The sequence below is a fragment of the Sphingomonas caseinilytica genome (genome assembly GCF_023516455.1).
Classification (GTDB): domain Bacteria; phylum Pseudomonadota; class Alphaproteobacteria; order Sphingomonadales; family Sphingomonadaceae; genus Sphingomicrobium; species Sphingomicrobium caseinilyticum.
Genome location: NZ_JAMGBA010000002.1, coordinates 174,229 through 189,063 on the forward strand (window position 1 = coordinate 174,229; position 14,835 = coordinate 189,063).

General features: G+C 63.2%; 19 protein-coding genes and 1 tRNA gene. 9 read left to right on the forward strand and 11 right to left on the reverse strand.

The window, feature by feature from the left end:
* Positions 1 to 123: 123 nt before the first annotated feature.
* A tRNA-Ser gene (locus tag LZ496_RS07440) sits at positions 124 to 214 on the reverse strand.
* Positions 215 to 357: 143 nt separating this feature from the next.
* Between LZ496_RS07440 and LZ496_RS07445 the strand changes: the two genes are divergently transcribed.
* The 3 genes from LZ496_RS07445 to LZ496_RS07455 are packed head-to-tail and all read left to right on the forward strand — an operon-like array spanning position 358 to position 1,942.
* Positions 358 to 756 (forward strand): metallopeptidase family protein, encoded by a 399-nt coding sequence (locus LZ496_RS07445; protein WP_249904015.1) that lies wholly within the window; start codon positions 358 to 360, stop codon positions 754 to 756.
* Entirely contained in the window at positions 753 to 1,307 is a 555-nt protein-coding gene (gene ccmA / locus LZ496_RS07450) for a heme ABC exporter ATP-binding protein CcmA (protein ID WP_249904016.1), read from the forward strand. The genes LZ496_RS07445 and ccmA overlap by 4 nt, the downstream gene beginning before the upstream one ends.
* A complete protein-coding gene (locus LZ496_RS07455; protein ID WP_249904017.1) occupies positions 1,304 to 1,942 on the forward strand; it encodes a heme exporter protein CcmB in 639 nt (212 codons plus the stop codon). The genes ccmA and LZ496_RS07455 overlap by 4 nt, the downstream gene beginning before the upstream one ends.
* On the opposite strand, the gene LZ496_RS07460 is transcribed toward LZ496_RS07455, so the two are convergent.
* Genes LZ496_RS07460 through LZ496_RS07490 form a run of 8 tightly spaced genes read right to left on the reverse strand, consistent with a single transcriptional unit; the run spans position 1,939 to position 7,366 of the window.
* On the reverse strand, positions 1,939 to 2,808 hold the full coding sequence (locus tag LZ496_RS07460) for a class I SAM-dependent methyltransferase (RefSeq protein ID WP_249904018.1): 870 nt from the start codon (positions 2,806 to 2,808) through the stop codon (positions 1,939 to 1,941). The genes LZ496_RS07455 and LZ496_RS07460 overlap by 4 nt on opposite strands.
* Positions 2,805 to 4,031 carry a M16 family metallopeptidase gene (locus LZ496_RS07465; protein ID WP_249904019.1) on the reverse strand — a complete coding sequence of 409 codons (1,227 nt, stop codon included), beginning with the start codon at positions 4,029 to 4,031 and terminating at the stop codon, positions 2,805 to 2,807. The genes LZ496_RS07460 and LZ496_RS07465 overlap by 4 nt, the downstream gene beginning before the upstream one ends.
* Positions 4,024 to 4,620 (reverse strand): SURF1 family protein, encoded by a 597-nt coding sequence (locus tag LZ496_RS07470; RefSeq protein WP_249904020.1) that lies wholly within the window; start codon positions 4,618 to 4,620, stop codon positions 4,024 to 4,026. The genes LZ496_RS07465 and LZ496_RS07470 overlap by 8 nt, the downstream gene beginning before the upstream one ends.
* A complete protein-coding gene (locus LZ496_RS07475) occupies positions 4,617 to 4,976 on the reverse strand; it encodes a DUF983 domain-containing protein (RefSeq protein ID WP_249904021.1) in 360 nt (119 codons plus the stop codon). Before LZ496_RS07475 ends, LZ496_RS07470 begins: the two co-directional genes overlap by 4 nt.
* The gene (locus tag LZ496_RS07480) at positions 4,976 to 5,830 is read right to left on the reverse strand and encodes a cytochrome c oxidase subunit 3 (RefSeq protein ID WP_249904022.1); all 855 of its coding nucleotides are present in this window, start codon (positions 5,828 to 5,830) and stop codon (positions 4,976 to 4,978) included. Before LZ496_RS07480 ends, LZ496_RS07475 begins: the two co-directional genes overlap by 1 nt.
* Before the next feature lie 32 nt (positions 5,831 to 5,862).
* Positions 5,863 to 6,408, reverse strand: coding sequence for a cytochrome c oxidase assembly protein (locus LZ496_RS07485; RefSeq protein WP_249904023.1), 546 nt, complete (start codon positions 6,406 to 6,408; stop codon positions 5,863 to 5,865).
* On the reverse strand, positions 6,405 to 6,539 hold the full coding sequence (locus LZ496_RS13920; protein WP_283937981.1) for a hypothetical protein: 135 nt from the start codon (positions 6,537 to 6,539) through the stop codon (positions 6,405 to 6,407). The genes LZ496_RS07485 and LZ496_RS13920 overlap by 4 nt, the downstream gene beginning before the upstream one ends.
* The gene (locus LZ496_RS07490; protein ID WP_249904919.1) at positions 6,536 to 7,366 is read right to left on the reverse strand and encodes a heme o synthase; all 831 of its coding nucleotides are present in this window, start codon (positions 7,364 to 7,366) and stop codon (positions 6,536 to 6,538) included. Before LZ496_RS07490 ends, LZ496_RS13920 begins: the two co-directional genes overlap by 4 nt.
* A gap of 275 nt (positions 7,367 to 7,641) precedes the next feature.
* On the opposite strand from LZ496_RS07490, the gene LZ496_RS07495 reads away from it, so the two are divergent.
* Entirely contained in the window at positions 7,642 to 8,439 is a 798-nt protein-coding gene (locus tag LZ496_RS07495; RefSeq protein WP_249904024.1) for a GAF domain-containing protein, read from the forward strand.
* Between the two features lie 98 nt (positions 8,440 to 8,537).
* Positions 8,538 to 9,128, forward strand: coding sequence for a hypothetical protein (locus tag LZ496_RS07500; protein WP_249904025.1), 591 nt, complete (start codon positions 8,538 to 8,540; stop codon positions 9,126 to 9,128).
* Positions 9,129 to 9,205: 77 nt separating this feature from the next.
* Here LZ496_RS07500 and ctaD read toward each other — a convergent pair whose 3' ends face one another.
* Positions 9,206 to 10,876: a cytochrome c oxidase subunit I gene (gene ctaD, locus LZ496_RS07505; RefSeq protein WP_249904026.1), complete on the reverse strand. Its 1,671-nt coding sequence runs from the start codon at positions 10,874 to 10,876 to the stop codon at positions 9,206 to 9,208.
* A 20-nt stretch (positions 10,877 to 10,896) separates the two neighbouring features.
* Positions 10,897 to 11,994 carry a cytochrome c oxidase subunit II gene (gene coxB, locus LZ496_RS07510; protein WP_249904027.1) on the reverse strand — a complete coding sequence of 366 codons (1,098 nt, stop codon included), beginning with the start codon at positions 11,992 to 11,994 and terminating at the stop codon, positions 10,897 to 10,899.
* Between the two features lie 190 nt (positions 11,995 to 12,184).
* Here coxB and pyrE point away from each other — a divergent pair, with 190 nt between their 5' ends.
* The 4 genes from pyrE to lepB are packed head-to-tail and all read left to right on the forward strand — an operon-like array spanning position 12,185 to position 14,834.
* On the forward strand, positions 12,185 to 12,769 hold the full coding sequence (gene pyrE, locus LZ496_RS07515) for an orotate phosphoribosyltransferase (protein ID WP_249904028.1): 585 nt from the start codon (positions 12,185 to 12,187) through the stop codon (positions 12,767 to 12,769).
* A complete protein-coding gene (locus tag LZ496_RS07520) occupies positions 12,766 to 13,494 on the forward strand; it encodes a pyridoxine 5'-phosphate synthase (protein WP_249904029.1) in 729 nt (242 codons plus the stop codon). Before pyrE ends, LZ496_RS07520 begins: the two co-directional genes overlap by 4 nt.
* Positions 13,491 to 13,898 carry a holo-ACP synthase gene (acpS, locus tag LZ496_RS07525; RefSeq protein WP_249904030.1) on the forward strand — a complete coding sequence of 136 codons (408 nt, stop codon included), beginning with the start codon at positions 13,491 to 13,493 and terminating at the stop codon, positions 13,896 to 13,898. The genes LZ496_RS07520 and acpS overlap by 4 nt, the downstream gene beginning before the upstream one ends.
* Positions 13,899 to 14,834, forward strand: coding sequence for a signal peptidase I (gene lepB / locus LZ496_RS07530; protein ID WP_436286463.1), 936 nt, complete (start codon positions 13,899 to 13,901; stop codon positions 14,832 to 14,834).
* Position 14,835: the final 1 nt, after the last annotated feature.

The window sequence follows — 14,835 nt, forward strand, 5'->3', positions numbered from 1 at the left end:
AAACAGCTTCTCCTCAACTTCCGGCCAAGCGACATGCTTGGCCGGATTTTTTTCGTGGATTCCACGGCGACCACGCACGTGGCGGTAGCGTTGGGCCGGCCCCGGGGCTTTGAGACTGGATAGTGGCGGAGCGGGAGGGATTCGAACCCTCGATACGGTTTTGCCGTATACTCACTTTCCAGGCGAGCGCCTTCGACCACTCGGCCACCGCTCCGCACGGGATCCCGATCGTTCGATGCGGAGCATCGGGCCTGAATCGGGTGCATCACCAGACGCCTGGAAGCGGGTCCTGTAGAGGTGCTCGCGCGCGGGGGCAAGCTTGCCGCAAGGCCGCAATCACCTCTATGCCGACATCCAATGGCGCGACGCTTCGATCACCCACCGACGGCCGAAGAAATCGAGGCCATCGCACGCGATGCGATGGCTGCGCTGCCCGAGCCATTTTCATCACACCTCGCGCATGTCGTGCTGCAAATCGACGAGTTCGCCGACGATGCGCTGCTCAAGGAAATGGGGATCGAACATCCTCTCGACCTGACCGGCGTCTATGAAGGCATTCCGGTGGGCCTGCGCAGCGTCGAAACGACCGGCACCCTGCCCGACCGGATCCGCCTGTTCCGCCAGGCAATCCTCGCCGAATGGTGCGAGGAGGGAGAGGGTTTCGAGCATCTCGTTCGCCACATATTGATCCACGAGGTCGGCCATCATTTCGGCCTGAGCGACGAGGATATGCACGCGCTGGAGGACCAGGCGTGAGCCCGCTCCTGAAGGGCCACGGGCTGGCACTGGTTCGCGGCGGGCGGATGCTTTTCGAAGGCCTGGATCTCGAGCTTGAGGCCGGCGACGCACTTCATATCAGTGGTCCGAACGGCAGCGGGAAATCCAGCCTCATCCGGCTCGTGGCAGGCCTGCTTCGACCGGCTGCCGGCCGCATCGAACGGGCCGAGGCCGCCCTCGCCGACAATCTGCTGGCGCTGGATCGCGAGTTGACGCTGTCCCGCGCACTTGCGTTCTGGAAGGGCCCGCGGCTGGGCGATGCCATGCGCGCCTTTGCGCTCGAGGATCTTGCCCATTTACCGGTCCGACTGCTGTCGACCGGGCAGGCCAAACGAGCCCAACTCGCCCGGGTCATGGCCAGCGGTGCGCCTCTGTGGTTGCTGGACGAACCGCAAAATGGGCTGGACCGGAAGGGGCTTGCCGAGCTCGATGAAGCTATCGCCGCGCATCGCGCGCAAGGCGGAGCAGTCCTCGCGGCCAGCCATACGCCCTTGGCTGGCCAATGGCGCATAATGGAGCTTGAAGCGTGACGGCCGCACTGATCGTTCGCGAGGTTCGCCGAGGGTTGCATGGAGCCGCATGGCTGCCGGTCGCATTCTTCCTGTTGATCGCGACAATTGTCCCCTTCGCCGTGGGACCTGATGCCCGCCTTCTGGGCCGTATCGGCGGGGGCGCGCTATGGATTGCCGCGCTGACGGCCGCATTGCTGCCAATCGAGCGGCTGATCGAGCCTGACCGGGCGGACGGCGTGCTTGATCAGCTCACGATGACAGGAACGGCCGATGAAGCCGTCGGCGCGGCCAAGATGATAGGCCATTGGCTGACCTTCGGACCCTTGCTGCTGATTGCGGCCGTTCCGGGAAGCTTTCTGGTGGGCCTCGACGGACCGGCGCTTGCGCGTAGCCTCATTTCAATCGCGATCGGAACGCCTGCATTGGCAGCACTATCGGTCGCCGTTGCCGCCTTGACCGCCGGCCTGCCACGAGCGGGAGCCTTGGCCGGTTTGCTGATGATGCCGCTCGCCGTCCCGCTGGTTATTTTTGGGGCGGCCGCGACCGGCGATGGGGAAAGTGCGGCGTTGAAGCTGGAAACCGCGGTTGCGTTACTGATCGTTGCCGGCGCCCCATTCGTGACGGGCGCGGCGATCCGGGCCGCGCGAACCTAGTCGCGGCTCCAGCGAGCGAAAATCGCCGTCGGCAGGAGCAGCCCGCGTGTTTCTTCCCGCACGGCCATCTCGCCGCATTCGACCGTTCCGCCGAGATGAGCCGTCGCCTGGCAAAGCAATTCTCCGATCGCCAGCGCAGACATGCGAACGGCATAGACGGTCAGCACGAGGAAGCGGCTATTGGAATCAAGTAGTTTGCAACAGTCCGACAGCAGCGGCCCGAGATGCTCTTCCAGCCGCCAGATTTCGCCTTCGGGACCGCGGCCGAACTTCGGCGGATCGAGCAGGATCCCGTCGTAGCGCCGTCCGCGCCTCACTTCCCGAGCGGTGAATTTGGCCGCGTCATCGACAATCCATCGGATCGGCCGCTCCGCAAGGCCGGAAAGCGCGGCATTGGCGCGGCCTCCCTCGACCGATTTCTTCGACGCATCGACGTGAACCATCCTGGCGCCGGCTTCCGACAGAAGCAGGGTGCCGACGCCGGTGTAGCCGAACAGGTTCATCACCTCCGCATCCAACGCCCGGGAACACATCCAGTCCCACTGCGGCGCCATGTCGGGAAAGAATGCGAGATGCCGGAACGGCGTTAGGCTCCCAAGGAAGCGGACATTGCCGCGCGACAGTGGCCAGTCGCGAGGGACAGGACGGTGCTGGACCCAGCGCCCGCCGCCTTCCTCGTCCGATCCCGGCACGAAAGTCGCGTCCGGCGACCAGTCGGTGAGGCTCGGAGCCCACATCGCCTGCGGCTCAGGCCGAACGACGGTGACCGGCCCGTAGCGCTCCCATTTCCGCCCATCGCCACTGTCGATCAGGCCCCAGTCATCCCAGGGCTCGGCGACGATCGTCTTCAGTTCATCGACGCTCATGCCGCGAGGGCCAGCTTTCCGCCGATGGAGGCGATGGCGCGGGGTCCATCGAGCATCGCGCGCCCGGCGGCTCGCGCCGCGTCGACATCGACTGCGCGAAGTTCGGCCAGCATTTCATCGATGGTCATGATCCGGCCGAAAATCTCGATCGACCGCGCCATTGCGTCCGCGCGGCCCGGCGGCGTTTCCATGGCCATTAATATGCCAGCCTCGATCTGGGCGCGGGCGCGCTGCAATTCGGCATCGCTAAGGTCATTCGCCGATCGCTCGACTACCTCCCGGGCCAGGTTCAACGCCTCGGTCGCTCGGGCTTTGTCGGCGGACAAGTTGACAGCGAACAACCCGATTTCAGCGTATCCCTGGGTCCACGCGTAGATGGAATAAGCGAGGCCGCGTTCCTCGCGCAGCTCCTGGAACAGGCGCGATGACATGCCCCCGCCTACGGCCTGGGCGAATAGAGAAAGCGCTGGCGCGGTCGAGCCTGATGCCGGCACACCCTGCCACGCCAAAGCCAGGTGAGTTTGCTCGGCCTGCCGCCGGTCGGACCGAATACCGCCGACGAAGCTTGCCGGCTCGATTGGCGGCGGGGCGGTGGATTCGAGATCGCCAAACAGTGCTTCGGCCAACATCAGCACATGGCCGGGATCGACCTTGCCGGCGGCGGAGACCACGAGCCGTTCCGGGCGATACTGCTGGTCCAGCCATTGGACGCAGTCGCTTCGGTCGAGACCCTTGATAGTCGCTTCATTGCCAAGGACCGGCCGCGCCAGCGCCTGTTTCCCGAATGCCGCTTCGAATAAATGGTCGTGGATGAGATCGTCCGGCGCATCGAGGCATTCGCCAAGCTCCGACAAGATGACCAGCTTCTCGCGCTCCAGTTCGTCCGCGTCTAGCTTCGGCGCCCTGACCAGGTCGGCAATAAGCTCCAGCGCCAAGCCGACGTCCGGGGCAAGCGTGCGGGCATGAAAGACGGTCTGGTCCCGCGAGGTCCACGCGTTCAGCGAGCCGCCAACATCCTCGATCGCCTCGGCAATAGCGCGGGCGTCGCGAGTTCGCGTACCCTTGAACACCATATGCTCGACGAGATGTGCGAGACCGCCCTTGCCCTCAGGCTCCGACCTCGATCCGACGAACGCGTGAAGGCCGATCGCCGCCGACTGCGCGCCGGGCATATGATCGATCGCGACGGTGAGGCCATTGGCGAGGCGAGTGAGCTCAGCCATTGGACGCCTCTTTCCGCCATCGCTGGCGCAATGCAAGCACGTAGATCAGCGCGGCGATTCCGGCGAACAGGAACCACTGGACGGCATAGCTGAAATGATTGTTGGGAATGGTGTCGGGCGATGGCGGCGCGCTGGCTACAAGCCCGGGACCCGGGCTGGCGGCAACAAGGCGCATCAGTCTTCGGCTATCGGGTGCGATCGTTCCGCTGACGAGACCGCCGTGCCAGCTCTTCCCGGCATTGGGATTCTTCGACCAGCCAAGCTCTACCGACATGCCCGGCCCTTCGGCCCCGGTCCGGCAATCGGCGATAACGAGATATCCAGGCTCGCCCTGTAAATTTTGACCGGCTGCGGTTCGGAACCCGACGACCTCAAGGCAATTGCCCGTTGCATATCGGAACAAGGGCAAGGGCTCCTTGGGCGGCAGGGTGGGCCAAGCGATTGGCCGTTGTCCCGCGGCGGCGCGATAGCTTTCCAGAAGAGCAAGCTTTTGCTCGCGTCGCTCAAGCTGCCAGATTCCGAGGCCAATCATCACCGCGACGGCAAGACCGACCAATATGGTAGGGACCAGCGGGATCTTGCGGCTCATTTGGAAAGCCTTCCTTCGCCTGCCCGGTGCTTATGTTCCTGGTAGATCAGGGCCGCCTTGCCAAAGCGCAGCCCCCCTATGGTCAGGCCCGCACCGATCGGAAGCCAGATGAGATGCGCCCACCATGGCGGCACGATCAGCAAATCGAACAGGATCGCGCCAACGGCGACGATTGCGCCGACAATCAGGATCAGGAATGCCGCCGGTCCGTCGCCGACGTTATAAGTTGAAAAGTCGAGGCCGCAGCTGCGACAGCTGGGCGCAAAGCTGACCGGTCCAGAGAAAAGGGTCTTTGCCCCGCAACGAGGGCAAAGACCTTCAGAGGCGGCCGCCGCCAGCGACGGCGCCTCGCTCATCAACCGTGCGTCGGCGCGCCCCAGCCGCCCCAAACGTAGATCGAGACGAACAGGAACAGCCACACGACGTCGACGAAGTGCCAGTACCAGGCGGCCGCTTCGAAGCCGAAATGCTGCTTCGGCGTGAAGTCGCCCTTGTACGAACGGATCAGGCAGACCGCGAGGAAGATGGTGCCGATGATGACATGGGCGCCGTGGAAGCCGGTCGCCATGAAGAAGGTGGCGCCATACATATTGCCCTTAAAGGCGAACGGTGCCTGGGCATATTCATAGGCCTGGATCGACGTGAACAGCAGGCCAAGCAGGATCGTGCACCACAGGCCGCGCTTCAGACCCTCGCGATCGCCATGGATGAGCGCGTGATGCGCCCAGGTGACCGTCGTGCCCGAACAGAGCAGGATGAAGGTGTTGAGCAGCGGGAAGCCGAACGGGTCGAGCACTTCGATTCCCTTCGGCGGCCACTGGGCCACAAGGCTTCCGTCGGTAACCAGGGTCGCGGCGCCATCGACGATTTCGAGCGGTGCTGGAAACAGCGCCGCCGAGAAGAAGGCCCAGAACCAGGCGACGAAGAACATCACTTCCGACGCGATGAAAAGGATCATTCCGTAGCGCAGGTGAAGCTGCACAACCGGGGTATGATCGCCCGCCTTGCCCTCGCGGATGACGTTGCCCCACCAGCTGAACATGGTCACCAGCACACCAAGCAGGCCGAGCAGGAAGACGAATTTGCCGTAGGGATTGGCATGCATCCACATCACGCCGCCGCCGGTCAGCGCCAGCGCGGAAAAGGCACCGATCAGCGGCCACTGATCGGGCGGAAGGATGTGATAGTCGTGATTCTTCGTCGCGGCCATTTGATGCTTTCCCTAATCTCTTGAACCGGCCTCTAGCGGGCGCTTTGCGGATTTTCCACCGGATAAAATGTGTAGCTTAAGGTGATCTCGTCGATGTCCCTTGTGTCGGGGTCCTCGCGCAGCTTGGGATCGACGTAGAAGACCACAGGCATTCGGACGCTTTCGCCACCCTTCAGCACCTGTTCCGTGAAGCAGAAACACTCGATCTTGCTGAAATATTGCCCTGCCTGGGTTGGCGAAACGTTGAAGGTCGCCGTTCCAACGGTCCGCCGCGCGGTATAGTTGGTCGCCTTGTAGTAAATGGTCGTCCGGCCACCCGGATGGATGCGGACGGTCTGCTGCTCCGGCTCGAACTTCCAGGGCAGCCGCGGATCGATATTGGCGTCAAAGCGCACGCCGATCTGTCCTGCCACGGCGCCCGGCGCCGCTTCCGCCTTCATGGTCGTGCCCCCAAAGCCGGTTACCTGGCAGAAGATCCGGTAGAGCGGCACCGACGCGAAGGCGAGGCCGAGCATCCCCAGGCCGAACAGGGCAGCCCGGACGCCGACGGTACGGTTCTTCTGGGCAAGGCTGGTCATTGGTTGATCGTCATCTTGGCGATGGTGATGGCGAACATCAGCACTACGAACAGCCCCAGCAGGATGGCCGTCACCTTCGCCCGTTCACGCTGGCGCTTTCGGATGATTTCATCTTCTGGCTGAGGCGTCATGCAATCACCCAACGGTCAACGACTAGCGCCGCGAATAGCGCGAAAAGATAGAGAATCGAGAAAGCGAAGAGCTTCTTTTCCGGGCCCATCGCCTTGGCTTCGGTTGCCTTGTTTGCGGCAACCGCGAAGGCCAACGTGAAAAAGACGGCGTTGAGCGCCACCGACGCGGCGCCATAGATCCAACCGGTTAGCCCTAGCGCCCAGGGCGCGATCGCGGCGGCGATCATCGGCAAGGTATAGAGCAGGATCTGGCGGCGGGTGCTTCCGATACCGGCGACGACTGGAAGCATCGGCACCCCGGCGTTGGCATAATCGGTCCGCACGAACAGCGACAGCGCCCAGAAATGCGGCGGCGTCCATAGGAAAATGATGGCGAACAGCAGGATCGGAAGGGTCGTCACATCGCCCGTCACAGCCGCCCAGCCGATCAACGGCGGAAAGGCGCCGGCAGCGCCGCCGATCACGATGTTCTGCGCCGTCCGCCGCTTCAACCACACGGTATAGACGAGGACGTAGAATAGGATGGAGACCGCAAGGACCGCTGCTGCCAGGTGGTTCGCCGCAAGATCCATGAGGATGACCGAGAAGACGGCCAGCCCAACGCCGAAATGAAGCGCGGTCTGACGGCTCATCCGTCCCGCCGGAAGTGGCCGATTGGCGGTCCGCTTCATCTTCGCGTCGAGATCCGCTTCATACCATTGATTGAGCGCTCCCGCCGCTCCAGCACCGAGCGCGATGCACAGGACGGCCGTGAAGCCCAGCACGGGATGGACCGGGCCCGGCGCGGCCAGCAGGCCGCAGAGTCCGGTGAACACGACCAGGCTCATCACGCGCGGCTTCGTCAGCGCGAGGAGATCGCGCCAATCGGCCGGAAGGCTCTCGTCATGTTGCAAGGGGACGCTGGTCACGCCGCGCCCTATAAGCAGTCAACTCGCAACAGGAAAGGCCTGTGGAGCAAGGGCTTGGACACAAGGCTGTGACTCTGTTGCCGGCGCAGCGGCGACCGGCGTCCCCAGAAAATGCGTCAGGTTTAGCCCTACCGCAAATCCTCGATATTGAACCGTTAATTGTGCATTATAAGATGGGACAGCAGGAGAGGTGAATGCCGTTCGCCCTTGAACTCCAGGATTCCCTTCGCGACCGGCACTGCCGGGTGGCGCAAGAGTTTGCCGCGGGCGACAGCCTTGAAGCGGTGCTGGATCGCCATTTGCTGGCCATCGAGGCTTCGGCCGACACCGAACTGCTGACCTCGATCTTGCTGCTGGATGAAACCGGCACGCGGATCTTGCATGGTGCGGCGCCAAGTCTGCCGAGGACCTATTGCGCCGCGATTCACGGCGCCGAAATCGGCCCGGAAGCGGGATCATGCGGTACCGCCGCATTCACCGGGCATCCTATCTATGTGTCGGATATTGCGACGAATGTGCTGTGGGACGACTATCGTCACCTCGCCCTGCCCCATGGCCTCAGGGCGTGTTGGTCGACTCCGATTCGAGACCCCGAGGGCATCGTCCTCGGAACGTTCGCCGTCTACCATTTGACGCCCCGCAGCCCTACGCCGAGCGAAGTCAAATCGATCCGCATGATCACCGACCATGTCGCACAGGTGATCCTTTGGAGCCGGTCTCGTAGCTTCGAACAGCCGCTAGACCGGACTGATGGCAGTCCGCCGCATCCGAATCTTCGGTTGGTCAGCGACTACGGCGATGAGGAGACCAATGGTGAAGCGCCGCCGGACGCCGCCCGGCGTTTCCATGTCTTTGCCATCAAGCTCGAACAATATGCTGAGAGAGTCTCGTCCAGAAACTTTGCCGCCGCGCTCAAGGCTGCCGCGGCCGATTGCCGGAAGCTGGGTCAGGCGGCTTCAAATCGCGATAAGGGCACCAAGGACGGGCGCTAGCCATTAAACCCATGCCAGTGTGCATTCTTCTGATGCACATTAATTAAGATGCGGATAGCTTGCGTCTGAAATGACCACCGCAACGATCGGGTGACTTGATGGAAAATGAACTGTTCAAAGATCGCGGCCACGCCAATGAAGCCGCCTATTTCCGCCAGCAGGATGCGAAGCTCCTCGAAACCCTGCGGGAACGGGCCCCATTGGACCAGATCGCTGCGGCGCTCGGCGAAAAGCTGCAGGTTGAACACCCGGATTTGCTGGAGCGCGTTCGCAAGCTCGGCCTGACGGTCGACACGGCTCCGGCCCTGTTCCTGACTCCACTGGTCCAGGTCGCCTGGGTCGATGGATCGGTCAGCAACCAGGAATTCGAAGCCGTGCTTCGGCTCGCCCAGCAGCGCGGCATCGAACCGGACTCGGCGGTTGCGGGGCAGTTGGTCGCGTGGCTGCAGCAGCGCCCGTCGGACGCGGTGTTCGACGCTGGCCTCGAAGTCATCAAATATGGCTTCGCCGTCCTTCCCGAGGGCGAGCGCGAGGACCGGATCAAGAAGGTGGTCGAGGCATGCCACGAAGTCGCCTCGGCGTCGGGCGGCGGGCTGGCGAAGGTGCTTGGCCTCGGCAGCGGCGTTTCCGCGATCGAAGCTTCGATGCTCGACACCATCAACGGAACCCTACGCGGCCCGGCCGCCTAGGCCTCAATCATTTCCCAATAAGAAAAGGGCCGGCCCTGCGATGGCAGGACCGGCCCATTTTCTTGCCTGAAGGATCGTTAGTCGATCTTCGGCAGGGTCTCGAACTGGTGGTACGGCGGCGGGCTGGACAGGGTCCATTCCAGGGTCGTCGCACCCTCGCCCCAATAATTGTCCGGCGCCTTCTTACCGGCGGCCAGCGACCAGATCATGTTGACGAAGAAGATCCCCATACCCGCGATCGTGATCATGTATCCGATCGTCGACAGATGGTTCCACTCCGCGAACGCCGGCGAATAATCCGGGATGCGGCGCGGCATTCCGTCGAGGCCGAGGAAGTGCTGCGGGAAGAAGATCAGGTTCACGCCGATGAACATGACGAAGAAGTGCAGCTTGCCGAGCAACTCGTTGTACATCTTCCCGAACATCTTGCCGAACCAATAGTACCAGCCGGCGAACAGCGCGAAGACCGCTCCGAGGCTCAGCACATAGTGGAAGTGGGCAACGACGTAGTAGGTGTCGTGCATATAGTTATCGACGCCGCCGTTCGCGAGAACGACGCCAGTGACGCCACCCACGGTGAACAGGAAGATGAAGCCGATCGCCCACAGCATCGGCGTTTCGAAGCTGATCGATCCGCCCCACATGGTGGCGATCCACGAGAAGATCTTCACCCCGGTGGGAACCGCGATGATCATCGTCGCGGCGGTGAAGTACATCTTCGTATTCACGTCCATGCCGATGGTGAACATGTGGTGGGCCCAGACGACGAAGCCGACCACGCCGATCGCGACCATGGCGTAGGCCATGCCGAGATAGCCGAACACCGGCTTGCGGCTGAAGGTTGCGATGACCTGGCTGACCATGCCGAAGCCCGGCAGGATCATGATGTAGACTTCGGGGTGGCCGAAGAACCAGAACAGGTGCTGGTAAAGCACCGGATCGCCGCCGCCGGACGCGTCGAAGAAGGTGGTTCCGAAGTTGCGGTCGGTCAGCAGCATGGTGATCGCGCCGGCCAGGACCGGGAGTGCGAGCAGCAGCAGGAAGGCGGTGATCAGCACCGACCAGACGAACAGCGGCATTTTGTGCAGGGTCATGCCCGGCGCGCGCATGTTGAAGATGGTGGTGATGAAGTTGACCGCACCGAGGATCGAGCTGGCGCCCGCGAGGTGCAGCGAGAAGATGGCCATGTCGACCGCCGGACCAGCCGAGCCGGACGTCGATAGCGGCGCATAGACCGTCCAGCCGGTGCCGGCGCCGAGGCCGGTGCCGCCGCTGACGAACGATGATCCGAGCAGAAGGATGAACACCGGCGGAAGCAGCCAGAAGGAGATGTTGTTCATGCGCGGGAACGCCATGTCAGGCGCACCGATCATCAGCGGCACGAACCAGTTGCCGAAGCCGCCGATCATTGCAGGCATGACCATGAAAAAGACCATGATCAGGCCGTGAGCCGTGATGAGCACGTTCCAATGGTGAAGCGCTTCGTCGAAATTCGCGCTTCCGGCGCCCAGCGGCCAGCCCTGGGTCAGGATCTGGATGCCCGGTTCCGCCAGTTCGGCACGCATGATGCCCGAGATGCCGCCACCGATGATCCCCGCAACGATCGCGAAGATCAGGTACAGCGTGCCGATATCCTTGTGGTTGGTCGACATGAACCAGCGGGCAAAGAAGCCCGGCTTATGGTCCGCATCATGATGTGCGTCTTCATGGGCCTTCAGCGGAAGCGCGTCGGCGGGAATGGTGCTCATATCTGTCTCGTTTCCGCGTCTTAGTTGGTGGCCGGCGCCGCTTCATTGGCGGCAGGCGTTTCGGTTGTGGCGGCTGCCTCATTGGCTTCGGCCGGGGCCGCAGCGGCGACCTTGGCGGCTTCGGCAGCGGCGGCGGCAGCGGCTGCTTCCGCCTTGGCCTTCGCTTCGATTGCCGCCCTGGGTTGCCCACCCTTGCTGGCCAGCCAGGCGTTGAAGGTCGCTTCCGGAACCACCTCGATCGCAATCGGCATATAGCCGTGACGGGCGCCGCACAGTTCGCTGCACTGGCCGAAATAGACACCCGGACGGTCGACCTTCACCCAGGTCTCGTTGAGGCGGCCCGGGTTGGCATCGATCTTCGTCCAGAAGGCCGGCATCGCGAAAGCGTGAATCACGTCGTTGGACGTCACGATGAACTTCACGACCTTGCCGGCCGGAATGACCATCCGTTCGTCGACGGCGAGCAGCGGCGGACCGTCGGCATCGGTGCGATAACGATCGCCCGCCTTCACGTCCTTCTGCTCCTTCAGCAGGTTCGAGACGATCTCGAACCCGCCATTGTCCGGATATTGATAGGTCCAGTACCACTGGTTGCCGATCACCTTGACCGTCAGGTCCGCCGGCGGCGGGCTGTACTGGGCACGGATCAGGCGGATCGACGGGATGGCGATCGCGACCAGGATCAACACCGGAACCAAGGTCCAGACGACCTCGATCATCGTGTTGTGGCTGGTCCGCGAGGGCGTCGGGTTGGCGCCGCGGCGATAGCGCAGGATCGTCCAGACCAGCAGCGCAAGAACGAACAGGCTGATGATGACGCAAAGGGTCAGCAGCCAATTATTGTGGAAGTTGGCCGCTTGCTGACCGATTTCGGTCACTTGATGCTGGATGCCGGTCCCACCAGGTACCGGTACGCCATAGTCAGCCGAAGGGGCTGCATGATCGATGCCGGGAGCCGCTGGAGCAGCCGGCGCCGCAGCGGCATCGGCTGGAGCGACACTGGTAGCGGCCGGAGCCGGAGCAGCGGCGACCGCCTGCGGTTCGGCCGCCTGCGGCGCCTGCGCGCCTGCCGCTGCTGGTGTCATTGCGGCTGCCGCAAGGGCAATTGCCCATCCCATCAATTTCATCGTCACCCCGATTGATTCGGTTGCAAAGGACGGCCCGCCGGCGACCGGCAGGTCCAAAATTCGCGGCCTTATAGGCGGGACATCCCACTCTCTCAAGCGGTCGTTCCGCATCATTTCCGCCTGAGGTTGCGAGGGCGGCCCGGCAAGCCTATTTCGGGCCGCGAAACCGGAGAGGACGGGCGTGACCGACGAAGAGATTTTGGCGGAATTCCGCCAAGCGGATGCACTGTTGGAAGGACATTTCATACTTTCCTCCGGTCTTCGCAGCCCGCGCTACCTGCAATGCGCCCGTGTCCTAATGGACGGCGCGAGGGCCGAGCGGCTGGCTCGTGCGCTTGCCGCGAAGATTCCTGCCGAGCTCCGCGAATCCATCGACGCGGTCGTTTCCCCGGCGATGGGCGGAGTCATTATCGGCCATGAAATGGGGCGTGCTCTGGGAAAGCCGGCGATGTTCGTCGAACGGCCGGAAGGGACTTTCCACCTTCGCCGCGGATTCAGCCTTCGTCCTGGAGAACGCGTGCTGATGGTCGAGGATGTGGTGACCACCGGGCTCTCGTCGCTTGAGGCGATTGCATCGGTCGAGGAAGCCGGCGGGAAGGTGATTGCCGAAGCCGCGCTAGTGGACAGATCGGGAGGGAGCGCCGACCTTGGCGTGCCCTTCATTCCGCTCATTCGGATCGACGTCCCCACCTATGACGCCAATGACTTGCCTGCCGAACTGGCGGCAATTCCGGCGGTGAAGCCAGGGAGCCGCGCCGCCGCATGAACGGCCGCCTGCGCCTTGGCGTCAATATCGATCATGTCGCGACCATCAGGAACGCGCGCGGCGGTCCGCATCCCGATCCGCTTCGTGCCGCTCATGCCGCTGCACGAGCCGGCGCCGACGGTATCACCGCTCACCTGCGCGAAGACCGGCGGCACATCACCGACGGTGACATCGATCGGCTGATGGCGGAGATCGACCTGCCGCTGAACCTGGAGATGGCGGCGACCGAGGAAATGCTGTCCATCGCCCTTCGTCACCGTCCCCACGCCGCCTGCATCGTGCCGGAGCGACGCGAAGAACGGACCACGGAAGGCGGACTCGATGCCGCCGGCCAGTTCGACGCCTTGCAACCCTTCGTAGGGCGGCTGACGGATGCCAGCATCCGCGTCTCGCTATTCATCGAACCCAGCGAGGCTCAGGTAGCGGCCGCTGTCCGGCTAGGAGCGCCCGTCGTCGAATTTCACACCGGCCGCTATGCTCACGTCGAAGGGGAAGAGCGCGCTGTCGAGTTGAAACGGATCGCCGATGCCGCCGCTCTCGCGACCAAGAACGGCATCGAACCTCATGCCGGCCATGGCCTTACCTATGACAATGTCGTCCCCGTCGCGGCCGTTCCGCAACTCGCCGAACTTAATATCGGCCATTTCCTGATTGGCGAGGCGATCTTCATCGGGTTGGAAGATAGTGTTCGCCGGATGCGCGGCTTGATGGACCAGGCTCGATGATTCTCGGAATCGGCTCCGACCTCTGCAACATCGAACGGATCCAGAATTCCGTGGATCGCTTCGGCGAACGATTCCTCAACCGGGTCTTCACCGAAGTCGAGCGCGCCAAGGCAGCGCGGCGTCCGCACACCATTGCAGGCACCTTGGCGAAGCGCTTCGCCGCCAAGGAAGCTTTCTCCAAGGCGGTCGGAACCGGTTTCAAGCGCGGCGTCTATATGAAGGACATTGGCGTCGTGAACGCGCCCTCCGGCGCTCCGACGCTGCAGCTGACCGGCGGCGCGAAGGCGCGGCTTGACGCCATGGCTCCTTCGGGCCACGCCGTCGAAGTGCATCTGACGATGACCGACGACCACCCCTGGGCGCAGGCATTCGTCATCATTTACGCACGCAAGATGGAGCCCTGATTGTCCGAGCGTCCCGAGTCCGTCCCCGCAGCTCCCTCAGTGGCGCCGGGCGAACCGCAACAGGTTGAAAAGGAAAGTCGCGGCCAACTGATCTGGCGCGAGATCAAGGGGCTGTTCTGGGTGCTGCTCGCGGTGCTGGCCTTCCACAGCTTCATCGCCAAGCCATTCTATATTCCGTCGGAATCGATGATGCCGAACCTGCTGACGGGCGATCGGCTTGTGGTGTCCAAATATCCCTATGGCTGGTCCTACGTTTCGCCGACCATTCCCAATCCGGCCGCGATCGTCCGAAACCTTCTCCTTGGGAGCGGCGAGCCGTGGAGCATCACCCTGCCCTTCTCAAAGGGTCGGGTCATGGGCTCGCTCCCGGAGCGCGGCGATGTCGTGATCGTGACCCCTCCGGGCGGAAACCAGGATTATATCAAGCGCGTCATCGGTCTTCCGGGCGACACGATCGAGCTTCGCGATGGCCGCCTCATCATCAACGGCAAGGCCGTCCACGCGGAGCCCCGGGCGCCGGCGATGATCCCTGTCGATGCCAACTCGCCCTGCGGCATGCACCAATTCTGGGGCCGACGGGTCGAGACCGAGCAAGGCCCCTTCTGCCGGCTTCCGATTGTCCGGGAGACCCTTCCCAACGGCGTGACCTATGACACGGTCGACGATGGCCGCAGCCAGGGTGACGACTATCCGCCGGTCCATGTCCCGGCCGGACATCTTTTCCTGATGGGCGACAATCGCGACCATAGCGCCGACAGCCGCTTCAGCCTGGAAGAACAAGGTCTTGGCGGCCCGGTCCCGTGGGAGAATATCGGCGGCAGGGCGGAGTTCATCACGTTCAGCCTGGACGGCACCACCGGCCTCAATCCCATGACCTGGCTGTCATCTTTCCGTGACGGCAGGGCAGGCACGTCGCTTCGGCCGCCCAGGGAATAGA

Excerpts from the sequence above, each read along its gene's own strand:
- LZ496_RS07445 (WP_249904015.1), top strand. The coding sequence starts at position 358 with ATGGCGCGACGCTTCGATCACCCACCGACGGCCGAAGAAATCGAGGCC.
- LZ496_RS07470 (WP_249904020.1), bottom strand. The coding sequence starts at position 4,620 with ATGAGCCGCAAGATCCCGCTGGTCCCTACCATATTGGTCGGTCTTGCC.
- LZ496_RS07465 (WP_249904019.1), bottom strand. The coding sequence starts at position 4,031 with ATGGCTGAGCTCACTCGCCTCGCCAATGGCCTCACCGTCGCGATCGAT.
- LZ496_RS13920 (WP_283937981.1), bottom strand. The coding sequence starts at position 6,539 with ATGACGCCTCAGCCAGAAGATGAAATCATCCGAAAGCGCCAGCGTGAA.
- acpS (WP_249904030.1), top strand. The coding sequence starts at position 13,491 with ATGATTCTCGGAATCGGCTCCGACCTCTGCAACATCGAACGGATCCAG.
- LZ496_RS07480 (WP_249904022.1), bottom strand. The coding sequence starts at position 5,830 with ATGGCCGCGACGAAGAATCACGACTATCACATCCTTCCGCCCGATCAG.
- LZ496_RS07495 (WP_249904024.1), top strand. The coding sequence starts at position 7,642 with ATGCCGTTCGCCCTTGAACTCCAGGATTCCCTTCGCGACCGGCACTGC.
- ctaD (WP_249904026.1), bottom strand. The coding sequence starts at position 10,876 with ATGAGCACCATTCCCGCCGACGCGCTTCCGCTGAAGGCCCATGAAGAC.
- LZ496_RS07490 (WP_249904919.1), bottom strand. The coding sequence starts at position 7,366 with ATGAGCCTGGTCGTGTTCACCGGACTCTGCGGCCTGCTGGCCGCGCCG.
- LZ496_RS07520 (WP_249904029.1), top strand. The coding sequence starts at position 12,766 with ATGAACGGCCGCCTGCGCCTTGGCGTCAATATCGATCATGTCGCGACC.
- LZ496_RS07485 (WP_249904023.1), bottom strand. The coding sequence starts at position 6,408 with ATGACCAGCCTTGCCCAGAAGAACCGTACCGTCGGCGTCCGGGCTGCC.
- LZ496_RS07475 (WP_249904021.1), bottom strand. The coding sequence starts at position 4,976 with ATGAGCGAGGCGCCGTCGCTGGCGGCGGCCGCCTCTGAAGGTCTTTGC.
- LZ496_RS07460 (WP_249904018.1), bottom strand. The coding sequence starts at position 2,808 with ATGAGCGTCGATGAACTGAAGACGATCGTCGCCGAGCCCTGGGATGAC.
- coxB (WP_249904027.1), bottom strand. The coding sequence starts at position 11,994 with ATGGGATGGGCAATTGCCCTTGCGGCAGCCGCAATGACACCAGCAGCG.
- LZ496_RS07500 (WP_249904025.1), top strand. The coding sequence starts at position 8,538 with ATGGAAAATGAACTGTTCAAAGATCGCGGCCACGCCAATGAAGCCGCC.